The following is a 14,699-nucleotide window of genomic DNA, read 5'->3' as shown; positions in this document are numbered from 1 at the left end:
TGACGGTATGGAGGTACCGCAGTGGGGTGATGACGCGGCCGCCCTGGTGCTGTCGTTCGTCAACACCAGGGCCGATGGCGCGGGCGGCGTCGAGATCTTCGGCGCGGCAGCGGGATTCGCGGAGTGGGCGGTCGAGCGCGGTCTGCTCGACGCGGCCATCGTGGTGACCGACTCCGACGCGGCGGCCGCGCGCGAGCTCCGCGACGCCTTGGTCACGACACTGCTGACCCACGCGGGCGACCCGGACATCGACGCTGCTCAGCTGGCCGAGGCCGAACGGTATCTACGGCAGGCCGGTGTCCGCTATCCGCTGACGACCGTCGTCACCGCGCAGGACGCACAGCTCTTCGCCGGCTCCAGCGGTGTCCCCGGAGTGCTCGGGAGCGTGCTCGCGGCGGTGACCGAAACCGCGCAGCGCGGGGACTGGACGCGCATCAAGGCCTGCTGCAATCCGCCGTGCCACTTCGGCTTCATCGATCGCACCCGTAACCGGGCGGCGCGCTTCTGCAGTCCCGGATGCGGCTCGCAGGTGTCGATGCGCGCGCTCCGGCAACGCCGCAAGCAGGCCGAGACCCGTTGACTACACTCGCAGCCCGTCGAGCAGTGCGAGCACGGCGGGTTCGGTTTCGGCCCTTGCTGTTTCGGGATCGTCCGAACTCGCGATGAGCAGTGCCGCCTCACCCAGGGCGGACAGGATGAGCAGGGCCAGCGGGCGGATGGCGAGGTCGCCGCGCAGGGCGCCCGCGGCGATGCCCGCCTGCAGGCCGGCCATGATCAGGCCGAGGCCGTACTTCTCGTCCAGTGCGCGCCACTCCTGCCAGCCGAGCACGGCGGGGGCGTCGATGAGGGCGATGCGGACGCGTTCGGGTTCCACGCAGGTCATGAGGAAGGTGTGCAGGCCGGCCTCGAGGGCGGCGACGGCGTCGGCGGGCGGGGTGGCGGCCATGGCCGCGCCGACCTCCTGAAGGATCTCCTGCTCGATCTGCTCGTAGACGGCGCGGAACAGATCCTGCTTGTCCTTGAACTGGTGGTAGAGCGCGCCGCGGGAACTGCCTGCGCGGTCGACGATCTCGGGGGTGCCGACGGCGGCGTAACCGCGTTCGGCGAACAGTTCGCGGGCGGCGGTCACCAGGGCGGCGCGGGTGGACTCGGATCGCTCGGCTTGTTTGGCCATTGCCGCCTTTCTGGTTCTTTCCGGCTGGTGGGCGTGGTGGCTGCCCGAGCGATGGTATCGCTGCCTATTGAAAACAGGCAGCCTGTTTGTTAGTTTCGAGCGGTACCCAGCGAGTCACTGAATCAGGGGAGTTGTCAGATGACGGATACGACCATCGAAACGCGGGCCTACTGGCGCGATCCCGCCCTCGGTGCCCGGCGCGAGCTCGAGCTGCCCGACGGCACGATCACGATTTTCGAGAGCGGCACGGGCCATCCCGTCGTCCTCGTCCACGGACTGGTGGTGAACGCGAACCTGTGGCGCGCCGTCGTGCCCCGGTTGGCGGGCGAAAACCATTGCGTCACCGTCGATCTGCCCTTCGGCTCGCATGCGCGGCCGATGCCGGACTCCGATCTCACCCCGCCCGGCCTGGCCCGGCTGGTCATCCAGGCACTCGACGCCCTGCGGCTCGGCCCGGTCACGCTGGTGGGCAACGACACCGGCGGCGTGGTCTGCCAACTGGTGGCCATCGCCCGCCCCGATCTCGTCGCGCACCTGGTCCTCACCTCCTGCGACGCCTACGAGAACTTCCCGCCCACCGCGTTCGGCTACCTGAAACTCCTGGCCCGGATGCCGGGCGGCGTCGCGGCAATTGCTGCGGGCCTGCGGATTCCGGCCGTGCGCCGCCTGCCCCTCGCCTACGGATGGCTGGCCAAACACCCCCTCGGCCGGGCGGCGAGCGACTCCTACGCCCTGCCCGCGACCGCATCCCGCGGCATTCGCGCCGACCTGCGCCGCCTGCTCCGCGGCCTGGACAACCGCCACACCCTCACCGCCGCAAGGTCTTTCGCCGAAGTGAAGCAGCCGGTCCTGCTGGCCTGGTCGCAGGCCGACCGCTTCTTCGCCCCGCGCTACGCCGAACGCATGGCCCAGGATTTCCCCGACGCCCGCATCGAATGGATCCCCGACGCCTACACCTTCTCGCCGGAAGACCAGCCCGACCTGCTCTCCACCGCGATCGCGAATTTCGTGCGCGAATCGCAGGTCCGCGGCCGAGACCCGCGATGACGCCCGCCACCGCACCGGCCACCGCCGACGCAGTGGCGAGCGCGCGAGCCCTGCCGATCGCGGACGTGGAGCACCGATTCTGGACGTCGACGGGGAGCTTCCGCCTCATCGGTCACGATTGGGGTGGTCTAGTCGGAAATCAACTGGCACTGCGGTTTCCGGAGCGGATCGAACGCTATATCGCCAGAACACGGTGAGCCCGTTCCTGTCCGCGACGTCCGGGTGGTCGCGGATGCGCTGCGGCTCTGGCAGTACCGATGGACGCGGCCGCGGGTGCCGACTCTTGTCCTCTCCGGCGACCGTGACCCGCTGCTGCCGATCGAGGCGATGAGCGAATTCGGTTCGCACGCCACGGATCTGCAAGTGCAATTGCTCGACGGCGTGGGGCACTTCCCGGACGCCGGGGACCCGGAACGGGTGCTCGAGTGCGCGGTTCGATTCCTCGGCTGAAGCGCGGTGCGCCCCTCCGAAGGGGGGAGGGGCGCACGAAACCGTATCGCGAGAGCGTTCGTTCAGAACCCGCTGTCGAAGCTGTCGAAGCCGCCGCCGTCGAATCCGCCTGCGTCCCAGCCTTGATCGAGGCCGGGGTCGAAGCCGGGGTCGGCGGCGCCTTGGTCGTAGCTGTTGCCGCCGTCGTAATCGCCGCCGTCGTAGCTTCCGGGATCGCCGGTGTTGTCATTGCCCGCGTCGAGGCCGGCTTGGAAGCCGTCGTCGTAGCCGTTCTCGAAGGCGGCGGCGTCGTACCCCACGCCGGACATGCCGTTGAAGAGGGCGTCGAAGAGCAGGACCGAGCCCACGCCCCAGGCACCCGCGACGAGGGCTGTGCGCCACCAGGGTTCGGAGTACCAGCCCGCGGGGACGGGGCGGCCCGCGACTCGGCCGCCGGGGTAGTAGTTGGGGGTGCGGGCGGAGGGGGTGGGGGAGGCTTCGAGTTGGCGGCCGTCGAAATCGACTGTGCGGTCCTCGGTTACGCGGCCGGCGGTGCGCTGGCCGTCGAGTTCGGGGACGGCGGGGCCGGGGTCCATGCCCATGGCGGTGCGGGCGGCGCGGACGTAGTAGAGCCCTTCCGCGGCGGTCTCCTTCGCGAGACGGGCCTGGGTGAGGGTGGTGGCCTGTTCGATCTGGGAGCCTGCCGCGTTGAAGCGTTCCCCGGCATCGGCGAGGGCCTGTTTGGACGGGGCGTCGGTGCCGGTGAGGTTGTAGACCTGGCCGCCCAGTCGTTCGATGAGGCGGCGGGCGTCGGCCTTCGCGTCCGCGAGCTGGGCGTCGTTGCGGGAGCGCCGGGTCGCGTTGACCGCGAGCACTGCCGCCAGGACGATCACCATGGCGATGAGCAGTACGACTACCGTAGTCACGTCACCCAGCCTACGCGGCGCCATTTGCCGGACAGTTGCTCGTAGCTGGTGTGATTGTCGATCGCTATGGCTGAAACTACCGCCGCGTACGCCGCGCCGAACCGCGCGGCCGAGGCTTATCGCTGTGGTGCGCCGCTCACCCCGCTACCGCCGCGAACCGTGCGTGTCGCGCGGGTGGATCGACCTCCTCGGCGTCGAGTTCCGACACCGCGAACTGGCGTTTGCCGGCGGTCTTGGCCGAGTACATGGCTCGGTCGGCGCTGCGCAGCAGGTCGGAGAAATCACAGTCGCGGCCGGGTGGGCAGAAAGCGGTGCCGACACTGGCCGACGCCGGGACCGCGCCCGCCGCTGTCGGCACCGGTTCGCACAGGGCCGCGAGCACGCGCATGGCCAGTTCGCCCAGGCTGTTGCGGCGGGTGGGCAGAGCGAGCACGAATTCGTCGCCGCCGTAGCGGGCGATGACCGTCTCGGCCGGGCACACCGCGCGCAGCCGCTGCGCCATGGTGACCAGCACCTCGTCGCCGACCGAATGGCCGTAGCTGTCGTTGATGTGCTTGAAGTCGTCGAGGTCGATGAGCATCAAGCCCACTCCGCGCGCGGGATCGGCGGCCATCACCCGCACCCGCTCCTGCAGCAGGGACCGGTTGGCCAGATCGGTGAGCGCGTCGTGAGTGGCCTCGTGCCGCAGCCGGGTCTGCAGCGCGGCGATCTCCTGCACCCGCACCGACACCGCCTCCGACAGACTGCGCTCCTGCTGGGCCAGCGCCCGCTGCTGCAACGCCTCGGCGTAGGCGTCGATGGCCTGGCTGGCGATGAACGGCCACCGGGTGGCGATCAGCGACCCGGGTTCACCCGGCGTGAGGCCGAGCAGCGCCCGGCTGGCCGGGGCGAGCATGCGGGCCCGATCGAACGGCGATTCGGCGAGCCTGCGCCCGACGGCGCGCGCCGCCGGCACCGGAAACGGTTCGGAGCCCGCGAGTTCCAGCAGTTCGTCGATGACGCGGCGGAAGATCCGCTCCACGTCTTCCGGTGAGATGGCCGGACCCGCGCCGAGGGCGCCGATCCCGCCGGGGTGCACCGCCCGCACCCACTCCCGGACGGCTGCCGTGACGATGGCGGTGGTTCGGGTATCGATTCGGATGGGCATGGCCGCTCACCCGGTGTACGCGTTGTCGGTGCCGGCTGCCGCGTCGCCTGTGCTGGACGGCGCGCCGGGCACACCCTTCGTGTGGAGCTCACTGCTTCGCGGTCGGACACACCTCGTGTGGTGCATGCTCACCGCCCCCTTTCCGATACCCCCGTCGGACAAAAAGGATCCTAGCAAGCCACCCGACATCGAAAACCTCTGTTCAAGAACAGGTTCCCGGCGTCTCGCGAATGGCGATCGGATGATTGATCGCTGCGGTCACGGATGCGTTACACCCAATTTTCGCGTGTCTTCGCCGACGCGCCGATCCCTCCTCGCGACCTGCCCCGACATGCGTGAACGGGGGTGGATTGGCGTTCCGGGAGTGAGGTTCGGTACAGTGCTCAACGCAAGCGGCATCGGATCCGATGCGGCGATGCGGGTGTAGTTCAATGGTAGAACCTCAGCCTTCCAAGCTGATGGTGCGGGTTCGATTCCCGTCACCCGCTCTTTCCCGTTCATCGGGGAGCGTTCCCGCGGGGACGTGCAACGGGGTGTAGCGCAGCTTGGTAGCGCATCCGCTTTGGGAGCGGAGGGTCGCAGGTTCAAATCCTGTCACCCCGACCAGTTTTCGCGGCTTCCGACCCTGATCAGGGTGCTCGACAGACGATTACGCAGGCGCTCCCGGTACCCACCGGGAGCGCCTTTTCGCGGTGCCGGTCAGACCGCCTGCTCGTACTCGGATGCGGCGCCGGGGGATTCGGCGGCGGTGCGGGCGGCCCGCTGGGCCAGGGCGGCCAGCAGGGGCAGACGGTGGTCGCCGAGGGTCATTACGGGGTAGCCGAGTCGGTTGGTGGTGAAGGCGACCGACAGGGCGTCGCCGGGGATGGCCATGGCGCCGGAACCGCCGATTCCGAAGTGGCCGAAGGCCCGCCGAGTGAGACGTGTTCCTACGATTGCGCGGTGGTAGCCGCGAGCGAACTGCGGGGCTGCGCCGAGGACATAGTCGTAGCGGGAGTTGAGCGGCATCTCGGCGATGGCGGCGGTGGTCTCGGGGCGGAAGAGGCGGCGGTGACCGGCCACGCCGTCATTGGCGAGCGCGCCGTACATCTTGCCGAGCGCGCGGGCGGTGAAGGCGCCGTTCCAGCCGGGCATCATGGCGTCGTAGGCGCGCGGGCCGATCGACAGGTCGGCCCAGCCGTCGTAGACCGCGCTGCGGGCCGAACGGAGTTGGGGGACCGGGGCGAAGGGGGCGATCAGGCGGTCCATCGGGACGCGGCCCACGCCCAGGCGCGGGGACAGCCGCGCGATGCGATGCCGCTGCTGCCGGGGAACGCCGAACCAGAAGTCGTTGTCGCCCAGCGGTTCCAGGAGTTCGGTGCGCAGGATGTCGGGGAAGTCGCGGCCGGTGGCGCGCTGGGCGATCTCGGCCACCAGGGTGCCGAAATTGATGGCGTGATAGCCGGAGGCGCGCAGGCGCATGGGGTCGGGTGCGGCGGCGGCGAGCGCGGCGGCGACGGTGTCGTGGTCGAGCTGATCGTCCACGGTGGGGACCAGCTCGCGGACCCGCTGCAGGCCGGCGCGGTGGCGCAGCACATCGCGAACGGTGATGTCGCCCTTGCCGTTCGCGGCGAACTCCGGCCAGTACTCGGCCACGGGGGTGTCGAGGTCCAGGACGCCGGATTCGATGAGCCGGTTGGCGACGGTGGCGGCCACGCCCTTGCTGGTGGAGTAGGACAGCGAAATGGTGTCGGATTGCCAGCGGCGGTCGTCGTCGGCCCAGCCGGACCAGATGTCGAGGACCGGCTCACCGTGCCAGTAGACCGAAAGGGCCCCGCCGCCTTGGCTTTTGCGGCGGAACATGGTGAAGAAGCGGGCGGCGACGGCGGTGAAGCGGTCGTCGATCAGCATGGGCCGCGGCGCGGAAGCTCGGACCTCCCGCGCGGATTCGCCCCGGTGCGCTGCCGGCATGGTCAGACTCCTTTGTCTGGTGAGCTCGGGGCAACCGCGCTGCTAACAAATGCAAGCGGGTTGCTAACTCACTGTAAGCAGCGTCACAGGGGTTGGACAAGACCCGGCGTTCAGTTCTGAGCCGTCGTGGTCGGCGCTGCCGTGGTCGGGGCCGTGGTCGGCGCGACCGTGGTGGTGGGCTTGATGGGATCGGGGCACTTGCCCATATTCCATTCACCGAGGGTGTTGATCTCGGCGGCGGTGCGCGGATCGCCGGTGTAGTCGAAGCGTTCGGTGCACTTCTTCTGTGGAGTGGTGGTGGGGGCGGGGGTTCGGGTGGTCGTGGTGTCGGGGTAACCGGCGCGCGGGTTCTCGCAGTGGTAGTTGCCGGGGCAGTGTTGGCCCGGGTACATGCGCTCGTACTCCTCCAGCGTCAGCGTCCCGGGGGTGGCAGGCTGGCCGCCGTCGCCTGCGGGCGGGTCGCCGGCGGGCTGCCCGCCGCCCTGCTCGCCGCCGTCTTGCCCGCCGCCCTGCTGACCGCTGTCGGTGCCACCACCGGTGCCGCCGCCACTCTGGTCGCCGCCGCCCGCCTGCGGGGTCTGCGTGATGCTCGTCTTCGACGTTGCCGTGGTGGTTTTCGCGGCGGCGGAGGTGGTGACCGTCGACTTGGGGGAGCCGGAATCGGTGTCTGAGGAGCACCCCGAGACGAGTCCGAATACCGGCAGGGCCGCCAGAACCGTTGCGCCCATGATCATTCGGAGGCGGTGAGTGCCACGTGACTGCATACGGCGAACGTTAGGAGCCGCGGCGGGCGGCACACCATCGGGCGAATGCCCTATTTCACCCGGTGGTCCGGTCGTCGCCGCGCTGCCGCAGCTGTTCGGCCAGCACCGCGGCCTGCGAGCGCCGCACCAGCCCGAGCTTGCTCAGCAGCGAGGAGACATAGTTGCGCACCGTCTTGTCGGACAGATACAGCTCGGCCGCGATCTCCTTGTTCGACATGGCCTTCCCGATCAAGGCGAGGATCTGGCGCTCCCGCTCGGTGAGATCGGCGGCGGCCAGCGGATCGGCGGCGGCCGCACGCTGCCGGGCCCGCTCGGTGACCTCCGCGGCGGTGCGGGCGTCGATGAGCGACTCCCCGGCCGCGACCCGGCGGATGGCGTCGACCAGCTGCGGCCCGCGCAGCTGTTTGAGCACATAGCCTTTGGCCCCGGCCAGCACCGCGCCCAGCAGCGCCTCGTCATCGGAGAACGAGGTCAGCATGAGGACATTGAGATCCGGGATGTCGGAGACGAGTTCGCGGCAGACGCTCACCCCGTCCCCGTCCTCGAGGCGCACATCGAGCACGGCCACATCGGGGCGCACCGCCGGGATGCGGCGCAGCGCCTCGGCGGCGGTACCCGCTTCACCGGCCACCTCGATATCGCCTTCGGCTTCCAGCAGGTCCTGCAGGCCGCGGCGCACGATCTCGTGATCGTCGAGCAGGAAGACCCGGATCTTGCCTGAACTGTCCACCTGACCATCTTCTCAGGAGGCGATCCGGCCGCCGGGTAGGCCGATGCGGCGGGCGTGGTCCGAAACTTCCGCGCCCGCCGCGCTTCCCCTGTACCTGCCGTGAAATGACAGGGGTCTAGTAGGCCACGAGTCCGCGGGTCCGGAATTCGTCGCGCGCCCGGTCGACCTGTTCCGCGCTGGGGGTCGGCGTGTCGGCGAGCACGAACCGGCGGTTCAGCGCCTCCCATTTCGACTGGCCGAGGGTGTGGAAGGGCAGGATGTCGACTCGCTCGACATTGCCGAGTCCGGCCGCGAACGCCGCCACTGCGCCCATCTCCTCCGGTGCGTCCGTGATACCGGGCACCAGCACGTACCGCACCCACACCGGCTTGCCCAGCGTCGCAAGACGTTCCGCGAACTCGAGGGTCGGCGCGAGGGCGCGGGAGGTGAGTCGCCGATAGGTCTCCGGGGTGCCCGCCTTGATGTCGAGCAGCACCAGGTCGGTGGCGTCGAGGAGTTCGCCGCAGGCCAGTCCGCCCAGGTAGCCCGAGGTGTCGAGGGCGGTGTGCAGGCCCAGTTCGCGGAATCCGTGCAGCAGGGCGCTCGCGAATTCCGGCTGCTGCAGCGGCTCGCCGCCGCTGAGGGTCGCACCGCCACCGGAGGCGGCGATGAACGGCACGTATTTGCGCGCCTCGGCCAGCACCTCGTCGGTGGACTGCCGAGTTCCGTTGCCGCGCAGCCAGGTATCCGGATTCTGGCAGTACAGGCAGCGCAGCGGGCAGCCGCTGAGGAAGGTGACGAAGCGGGTGCCAGGCCCGTCCACGCCGGTGGAGATGTCCCAGGAGTGCACGAGCCCGGTGGGCGGCGCGAGGGTGGTCATCACAGGCTCGCGTGGAAGGTGCGGTTGATGACGTCGAGCTGCTGCTCGCGGGTCAGCCGCACGAAGTTCACGGCGTAGCCGGAGACGCGAATCGTCAACTGCGGGTAGTTCTCCGGATGCGCCATGGCGTCTTCCAGGGTGTCCTTGTTCAGGACATTGACGTTCATGTGGAAGCCGTGCGAGGCCATGTAGCCGTCCAGAACGCCCACCAGGTTGGTGACTCGCTCGTGCGCCGCCCGCCCGAGGCCGGCCGGGGTGACGGTGGTGGTCAGCGAAATCCCGTCCTGCGCATGCTCGTACGGCAGTTTCGCCACCGACAGCGCCGAGGCCACGATGCCGTGGGTGTCGCGCCCGTTCATGGGGTTCGCGCCCGGCGAGAACGGTTCACCCGCGCGGCGGCCATCGGGGGTGTTGCCGGTCTTCTTGCCGTACACCACATTCGAGGTGATGGTGAGCACCGACTGGGTGTGCTCGGCCCCGCGATAGGTGGGGTGCTTGCGGATCTTGTCCATGAACACCTGCACCAGCCGGGCGGCAATGGCGTCCACGCGATCGTCATTGTTGCCGTACTTGGGGAAGTCGCCGTCGATGACGAAATCCGTTGCGAGACCGGTCTCGTCGCGGATCGGCGTCACCGTGGCGTACTTGATGGCCGACAGCGAGTCCGCGGCCACCGCCAGACCGGCGATGCCGCAGGCCATGGTGCGCGCGACATTCGTATCGTGCAGCGCCATTTCGATGCGCTCGTAGGCGTACTTGTCGTGCATGTAGTGGATGACATTGAGCGCTTCCACGTAGGTCGCGGCCAGCCAGTCCATCATGTCGTCGAGCCGGTCGCGCACCTCGGCGTAATCGAGCACCGCGGCGGTGATCGGTTCGAAGCCGTGCGCGACGAGTTTGCCGCTCTTCTCGTCCCGCCCGCCATTGATGGCGTACAGCAGGGTCTTGGCGAGATTCACCCGCGCACCGAAGAATTGCATCTTCTTGCCCACCTGCATGGCCGAGACACAGCAGGCGATGGCGGTGTCGTCGCCGAAGCGGGGGCGCATGAGTTCGTCCGACTCGTACTGGATGGAGCTGGTGTCGATGGACACCTGCGCGGCGAATCGCTTGAAGCCCTCGGGAAGTCGCGGCGACCAGAACACGGTGAGGTTCGGTTCGGGCGCGGGGCCCAGCGTGTAGAGGGTGTTCAGGTAGCGGAAGCTGCTGCGGGTCACCAGCGGTCGCCCGTCCTCGCCCATGCCGCCGAGGGATTCGGTCACCCAGGTGGGGTCGCCGGAGAACAGTTCGTCGTATTCGGGGGTGCGCAGGAAGCGCACGATGCGCAGCTTGATGACGAAGTCGTCGATCAGCTCCTGGGCGCGTTCCTCGTCGATGATCCCTGCGGCCAAATCCCTTTCGAGGTAGATGTCGACGAAGTTGGCGGTGCGGCCCAGTGACATGGCCGCGCCGTTCTGCTCCTTCACCGCCGCCAGATACGCGAAGTACAGCCACTGGATGGCCTCCTGCGCGGTGGCGGCCGGACCCGAGATGTCGCGGCCGTAGGAGGCGGCCATCCGCTTCAGTTCCTGCAGGGCCCGGATCTGCTCGGCGACCTCCTCGCGCTGCTGGATGACCTCGGCGGTCGCCCATTCATGTTCCAGCGCAATGTGGTCGGCCTGCTTGGCCGCGATGAGCGTATCCACGCCGTAGAGCGCCACCCGGCGGTAGTCGCCGATGATGCGCCCGCGCCCGTAGGCATCGGGCAGCCCGGTGACGATGCCCGCGCTGCGGGCCGCGCGAATATCCTCGGTGTAGGCGTCGAAGACGCCGTCGTTGTGCGTCTTGCGGTACTTGGTGAAGATCTCGTGGACCTGCGGATCCGGTTCCACGCCATAGGCTTTCAGGCTGTTCTCCACCATGCGGATGCCGCCGTTGGGCATGATGGCGCGCTTGAGCGGCGCATCGGTCTGCAGGCCGACGATCAGTTCGGCGTCGCGGTCGATATAGCCGGGCGCGTGCGAGGTGATGGTGGAGGGGGTGTGCGGATCCACGTCGTAGATGCCGCGCTCGCGCTCCACCGGGAACAGGGTGCTCAGCTGTTGCCAGATGCCCGTGGTGCGCGCCGTCGGACCGGACAGGAAGCTGCCGTCGCCCTCGTAGGGCGTGTAATTCCGCTGGATGAAGTCGCGCACATCGATGGTGTGGCGCCACTGTTCACCCTCGAAACCCTCCCAGGCCGGGGTGTGGCTGCGGGTTTCCGTGGTCGTCATGGCTTCCTCTCCTCGTCGACAGGAATCTGCCTCTCCATCGTCGGAAATCGCGCCGCGCGGGGGCAGGGACAAACGTCCCCTCTCGATAGCCGGTGCGTAGCCTGGGGTGCATGGATCAGGACGGGGTGCCCGGTGAGCTGCGTCGGCTGCAGGCTCCGGCCGAACGGCTGCACGAGCTGCTCGAAGCGGTCTACGCGGTCTCCACCGACCGGGATCTGCCCACGATTCTGCGGCAGCTGGTGGTGTCGGCGGCGCGGGTGGTGGACGCGGAATTCGGGGCCATGGGGCTGCTCGCGCCCGAGACCCGCGATGGACGTCGGCGGCTGGCCGAATTCATCCAGTTCGGGGTGGACGACGAAACCGAGCAGCGGATCGGGGTGTGGCCGCACGGCGGGGGTGTGCTCGGCGCGGTGCTCGCGAGCGACGAGCCCGTCCGCATCGACGAACTCAGCGCGCATCCGGCCTTCGCGGGCTGGCCGGCGGGGCATCCGCTCATGCACAGCTTTCTCGGTGTGCCCGTCCGCATTCAGGGTGAGCTGTACGGCAACCTTTATCTGGCGAACAAGCGCGGCGGGCCGTTCACACCCGAGGACGCGCGCATCATCGAAGCGCTCGCGGTCATGGCGGGGGTCAAGATCGCCAATGTGCGCATGCTGGAGGAGAAGCATCGCGACAATGTGACGATCGCCGTCATGGAGGATCGCGAACGCATCGCGCGCGATCTGCACGACACGGTCATCCAGCGCATCTACGCGGCGGGGCTCACCGTGCAGGGCGCCTTGCGCGCCGACCCCGCGCCGGAGGTGGCCGAGCGGCTGGAACGGGTCGTGACGGCGCTGGACGAGACCATTCAGGACATTCGCGCCACCATCTTCGCCATCCAGTCACCGGCCGAGAGCAAGGGATTGCAAAGCGACATCACGGATTTGGTGACCTCGGCGGCCAGGCACCTCGGGTTCACCCCGGCCCTGCGGCAGTACGGCCCGATCGACGCCGTCCCTGCGGAGACCGGTCGGCAGGCGCTCGCGGTGCTGCGCGAATCGCTGTCCAATGTGGTCCGGCACGCCGATGCCACCCGTATCGACGTCCATGTCGTCGCCGATGCCGATGAACTGCGAATCACCGTGGCCGACAATGGCATCGGGCTGGGCGATGAACCGCACGACGGCGGCCTCCGCAATATGGCCGAACGGGCCGGGAAGCTCGGCGGCGCACTGGAACTGGGCCCCGGTCTGGACGGCCAGGGCACCGGTCTGCTGTGGCGGGTGCCGATCTAGTTGCGGCGCTGCCTAATTGGCGGGCTGTGTGCCGGCCGGCGGCGCGGTCGTGGTGGCCGGTTGCTGCGTGGGTTTGTCGGCCCACCTGGTGGTGCCTTCGGCGGCCTGCATGGTGGTCAGCAGGTCGATGCCGGAGGCGATCAGCGTCGGGCCGCCGACGACGATATTGCCGATGATGCCGCCCACGGTCGCGCCCGTCATGAAACCGCCCACGCAGCCCGCCACGATGGTGGCCAGACAGCCGACGGTCGCGCCGATGGCGGTGCCGACGAAGGTGCCGATGGTGGTGGCCAGGCCGAACTGCATGGTGAAGTCATTGAGCGCCCGCTGGTTCTCCACCTGGGAGGCAACCGGTTTCACCGTGAGCGGGGAATCGAAGGTCAGCCCCTGCGGGCGTTCCGGGGTGAGCGCCAGCACGGTGGCGTCCTTCTCCAGCACCGCCTGCACCGGCACCGCGACCGGGCCGACCGCGAATTCCAGTGGCAGCGTGAGCAGGACATTGCCGTCGCCGTCGCGCACATCCACGACCTCGACCACCTCACCGGGCGTGCTGCCCGGGGTCTTCGACAGTGCGAACGTGCCGCCCTTCAGGGTCGTGACCACCGTCTTGTCCACCAGCTTCGTGGAGTAGACGAGGTTCGGTTGTGAGACAGGCTCGGCATTCGCCAGGCCGGTGCTCGCCGTCAGTGCGCCGATCACCAGGGTGGCTGCCGCGGTGGCGCTGCGGAACTCCATGCGGTATCCAATTCGTCATCAGGTGTGGGGCGGATCAACCTGTGGAGCCTAGTGGAAGCGGCTCGCTCCGAGTACGTTTCGGATGCTCGGAGGATGCCGGAAATTATCCGGAAATTATCTGAGGCAGACTGCGAGGATGAGCCTCAGGTACAGCGCGGGTGTCCTCCTGTTCCGTCGATCGCCCGATCTCCAGGTCCTGATCGGACATATGGGCGGCCCGCTCTGGGCGAAGAAGGACGCCTCGGCCTGGTCCATCCCCAAGGGCGAGTACGAGCCCGGCGTGGAGGAGCCGCGTCTGGCCGCCGCCCGCGAATTCGCCGAGGAGCTGGGGCTTCCCGTTCCCGACGGCGAGTGGATCGATCTCGGGGAGGTCGTCTACGGCAGTGGCCGCGGCCGCAAACAGGTCGCCGTGTGGGCGGTGCAGGGTGATCTCGATCCGGACCAGGTGGTGCCGGGCACCTTCGAGATGGAGTGGCCGCCGCGCTCCGGGCGGATCGGCGTCTTCCCCGAGATCGACCGGGCGGCCTGGTTCGATCCGGAGACCGCTCGCGAGAAGCTGGGGGCGGGACAGCGGCCGTTCCTGGACCGGCTGCTGGAGCTGTCGGCCCAGGTCGGCTGAGTGTTTCAGTAGCCGATGGTGAAGCGGCGCTGCACGAACCGCGGGAGCTCGGCCTCGTCGAGCAGCGCTATCGCGGTGTCCTCCATGGAGATTCGGCTGTTGCCGTCGGCATCGGTGAGCTGCTGATCGGTGCCGACGCGGAAGCGGCCGGTGCGCTCGCCGGGGGCGATCAGGGCGGCGGGGCTGCAGTAGGTCCAGCGGCGGTTCGAGGTGCGCAGGACATTCAGGGCCTCGCGATGGCCGTGCACGGCGACCGCGTATTCGCCGGGGATGCCGAGGTTTTCGAGACTGTCCGCGAGTCCTTCGTCGTCGGCGTAGACCCGGCCCGGCGCGTATTCGAGGCTGCCCGCGCCGCCCACCACGATGAGGCGGGTGCGCGGGTAGGTGTCGAGGGCCGCCAGCAGTGAGCGGGCCGCGGTGGCGTACACCGTGGGGTCGGCGACGGCCCGCGCCACCGCATCCGCGAAATCCTTGGCGGCGTTGCCGGGCTGATAGCAGCTGATGAGGACGTCGAGGCCGGGGAGCTGGGCGGCGACGGCGTCGCTGTCGAAGATGTCCAGGCTCGACCAGGTCAGGTTCGGGTGCGTCGCGTTCGCCTGGGCGATATCCCGGGTGAACGCCTTCACGTGGTGGTCGCGGGCGAGCGCCTCGGTGACCACGCGCTGCCCGATGCTGCCGGTCGCGCCGATGACTCCGATGAACATGGTTCTCCTGTACGTGGGTTCGACTGGTTTCGGTGCTACGTGAGAAAACTATACGGCGTGAAATTTTCGCGCAATGTCCAGTTTTC

The 14,699-nt window shown here is 68.9% G+C and carries 15 protein-coding genes and 2 tRNA genes; 7 read left to right on the top strand and 10 right to left on the bottom strand.

Annotated elements, in window-relative coordinates:
* The first annotated feature begins 7 nt into the window (after positions 1-7).
* Positions 8-580 (top strand): CGNR zinc finger domain-containing protein, encoded by a 573-nt coding sequence (locus tag H0264_RS34885; RefSeq protein ID WP_244976040.1) that lies wholly within the window; start codon positions 8-10, stop codon positions 578-580.
* On the opposite strand, the gene H0264_RS34880 is transcribed toward H0264_RS34885, so the two are convergent.
* The gene (locus H0264_RS34880) at positions 581-1,174 is read right to left on the bottom strand and encodes a TetR/AcrR family transcriptional regulator (protein ID WP_181581472.1); all 594 of its coding nucleotides are present in this window, start codon (positions 1,172-1,174) and stop codon (positions 581-583) included.
* 138 nt (positions 1,175-1,312) lie between these two features.
* Here H0264_RS34880 and H0264_RS34875 point away from each other — a divergent pair, with 138 nt between their 5' ends.
* Positions 1,313-2,221 (top strand): alpha/beta fold hydrolase, encoded by a 909-nt coding sequence (locus H0264_RS34875; protein WP_181581471.1) that lies wholly within the window; start codon positions 1,313-1,315, stop codon positions 2,219-2,221.
* Positions 2,222-2,494: 273 nt separating this feature from the next.
* Positions 2,495-2,671 carry an alpha/beta fold hydrolase gene (locus tag H0264_RS34870; protein WP_181581470.1) on the top strand — a complete coding sequence of 59 codons (177 nt, stop codon included), beginning with the start codon at positions 2,495-2,497 and terminating at the stop codon, positions 2,669-2,671.
* Between the two features lie 62 nt (positions 2,672-2,733).
* Here the strand turns inward: H0264_RS34870 and H0264_RS34865 are convergent, their stop codons facing one another.
* Positions 2,734-3,576, bottom strand: a complete 843-nt coding sequence (locus H0264_RS34865; protein ID WP_181581469.1) for a DUF1542 domain-containing protein — start codon at positions 3,574-3,576, stop codon at positions 2,734-2,736.
* Positions 3,577-3,712: 136 nt separating this feature from the next.
* Positions 3,713-4,723, bottom strand: a complete 1,011-nt coding sequence (locus H0264_RS34860) for a GGDEF domain-containing protein (RefSeq protein ID WP_181581468.1) — start codon at positions 4,721-4,723, stop codon at positions 3,713-3,715.
* A 417-nt stretch (positions 4,724-5,140) separates the two neighbouring features.
* Between H0264_RS34860 and H0264_RS34855 the strand changes: the two genes are divergently transcribed.
* Together H0264_RS34855 and H0264_RS34850 are read left to right on the top strand one after the other, a co-directional pair.
* Positions 5,141-5,211 (top strand) — tRNA-Gly (locus H0264_RS34855).
* A gap of 41 nt (positions 5,212-5,252) precedes the next feature.
* Positions 5,253-5,329, top strand: a tRNA-Pro gene (locus tag H0264_RS34850).
* A gap of 93 nt (positions 5,330-5,422) precedes the next feature.
* Here the strand turns inward: H0264_RS34850 and H0264_RS34845 are convergent.
* From H0264_RS34845 to pflB, 5 genes are all read right to left on the bottom strand, one after another.
* Positions 5,423-6,673 carry a serine hydrolase domain-containing protein gene (locus H0264_RS34845; protein ID WP_244976039.1) on the bottom strand — a complete coding sequence of 417 codons (1,251 nt, stop codon included), beginning with the start codon at positions 6,671-6,673 and terminating at the stop codon, positions 5,423-5,425.
* Between the two features lie 110 nt (positions 6,674-6,783).
* Entirely contained in the window at positions 6,784-7,437 is a 654-nt protein-coding gene (locus tag H0264_RS34840) for a hypothetical protein (protein WP_181581467.1), read from the bottom strand.
* A gap of 55 nt (positions 7,438-7,492) precedes the next feature.
* Complete coding sequence (locus H0264_RS34835; protein WP_181581466.1) at positions 7,493-8,167, bottom strand: response regulator transcription factor; 675 nt, start codon at positions 8,165-8,167, stop codon at positions 7,493-7,495.
* A gap of 115 nt (positions 8,168-8,282) precedes the next feature.
* Complete coding sequence (pflA, locus tag H0264_RS34830; RefSeq protein ID WP_181581465.1) at positions 8,283-9,026, bottom strand: pyruvate formate-lyase-activating protein; 744 nt, start codon at positions 9,024-9,026, stop codon at positions 8,283-8,285.
* Entirely contained in the window at positions 9,026-11,278 is a 2,253-nt protein-coding gene (gene pflB / locus H0264_RS34825; RefSeq protein WP_181581464.1) for a formate C-acetyltransferase, read from the bottom strand. Before pflB ends, pflA begins: the two co-directional genes overlap by 1 nt.
* Before the next feature lie 110 nt (positions 11,279-11,388).
* Between pflB and H0264_RS34820 the strand changes: the two genes are divergently transcribed.
* On the top strand, positions 11,389-12,555 hold the full coding sequence (locus tag H0264_RS34820; RefSeq protein ID WP_181581463.1) for a GAF domain-containing sensor histidine kinase: 1,167 nt from the start codon (positions 11,389-11,391) through the stop codon (positions 12,553-12,555).
* A gap of 12 nt (positions 12,556-12,567) precedes the next feature.
* Here the strand turns inward: H0264_RS34820 and H0264_RS34815 are convergent, their stop codons facing one another.
* Positions 12,568-13,290, bottom strand: a complete 723-nt coding sequence (locus tag H0264_RS34815; RefSeq protein ID WP_244976038.1) for a DUF8020 domain-containing protein — start codon at positions 13,288-13,290, stop codon at positions 12,568-12,570.
* A 136-nt stretch (positions 13,291-13,426) separates the two neighbouring features.
* Here H0264_RS34815 and H0264_RS34810 point away from each other — a divergent pair, with 136 nt between their 5' ends.
* Positions 13,427-13,909 (top strand): NUDIX hydrolase, encoded by a 483-nt coding sequence (locus H0264_RS34810; RefSeq protein WP_181581462.1) that lies wholly within the window; start codon positions 13,427-13,429, stop codon positions 13,907-13,909.
* Positions 13,910-13,914: 5 nt separating this feature from the next.
* Here the strand turns inward: H0264_RS34810 and H0264_RS34805 are convergent, their stop codons facing one another.
* Positions 13,915-14,613, bottom strand: coding sequence for an NAD(P)-dependent oxidoreductase (locus H0264_RS34805; RefSeq protein ID WP_181581461.1), 699 nt, complete (start codon positions 14,611-14,613; stop codon positions 13,915-13,917).
* Positions 14,614-14,699: the final 86 nt, after the last annotated feature.

Origin of the sequence: Nocardia huaxiensis (assembly GCF_013744875.1) — a bacterium.
Taxonomy (GTDB): Bacteria; Actinomycetota; Actinomycetes; order Mycobacteriales; family Mycobacteriaceae; genus Nocardia; species Nocardia huaxiensis.
Note: the sequence above shows the minus strand (reverse complement) of the source record. Positions and strands in the feature narration are given on the sequence as shown.

What these genes read in the sequence shown, in the direction of transcription:
- H0264_RS34845 (WP_244976039.1), bottom strand. Translation starts at nt 6,673, where the DNA reads ATGCCGGCAGCGCACCGGGGCGAATCCGCGCGGGAGGTCCGAGCTTCC.
- H0264_RS34875 (WP_181581471.1), top strand. Translation starts at nt 1,313, where the DNA reads ATGACGGATACGACCATCGAAACGCGGGCCTACTGGCGCGATCCCGCC.
- pflA (WP_181581465.1), bottom strand. Translation starts at nt 9,026, where the DNA reads ATGACCACCCTCGCGCCGCCCACCGGGCTCGTGCACTCCTGGGACATC.
- H0264_RS34840 (WP_181581467.1), bottom strand. Translation starts at nt 7,437, where the DNA reads ATGCAGTCACGTGGCACTCACCGCCTCCGAATGATCATGGGCGCAACG.
- H0264_RS34885 (WP_244976040.1), top strand. Translation starts at nt 8, where the DNA reads ATGGAGGTACCGCAGTGGGGTGATGACGCGGCCGCCCTGGTGCTGTCG.
- H0264_RS34805 (WP_181581461.1), bottom strand. Translation starts at nt 14,613, where the DNA reads ATGTTCATCGGAGTCATCGGCGCGACCGGCAGCATCGGGCAGCGCGTG.
- H0264_RS34810 (WP_181581462.1), top strand. Translation starts at nt 13,427, where the DNA reads ATGAGCCTCAGGTACAGCGCGGGTGTCCTCCTGTTCCGTCGATCGCCC.
- H0264_RS34880 (WP_181581472.1), bottom strand. Translation starts at nt 1,174, where the DNA reads ATGGCCAAACAAGCCGAGCGATCCGAGTCCACCCGCGCCGCCCTGGTG.
- pflB (WP_181581464.1), bottom strand. Translation starts at nt 11,278, where the DNA reads ATGACGACCACGGAAACCCGCAGCCACACCCCGGCCTGGGAGGGTTTC.
- H0264_RS34860 (WP_181581468.1), bottom strand. Translation starts at nt 4,723, where the DNA reads ATGCCCATCCGAATCGATACCCGAACCACCGCCATCGTCACGGCAGCC.
- H0264_RS34820 (WP_181581463.1), top strand. Translation starts at nt 11,389, where the DNA reads ATGGATCAGGACGGGGTGCCCGGTGAGCTGCGTCGGCTGCAGGCTCCG.
- H0264_RS34815 (WP_244976038.1), bottom strand. Translation starts at nt 13,290, where the DNA reads ATGGAGTTCCGCAGCGCCACCGCGGCAGCCACCCTGGTGATCGGCGCA.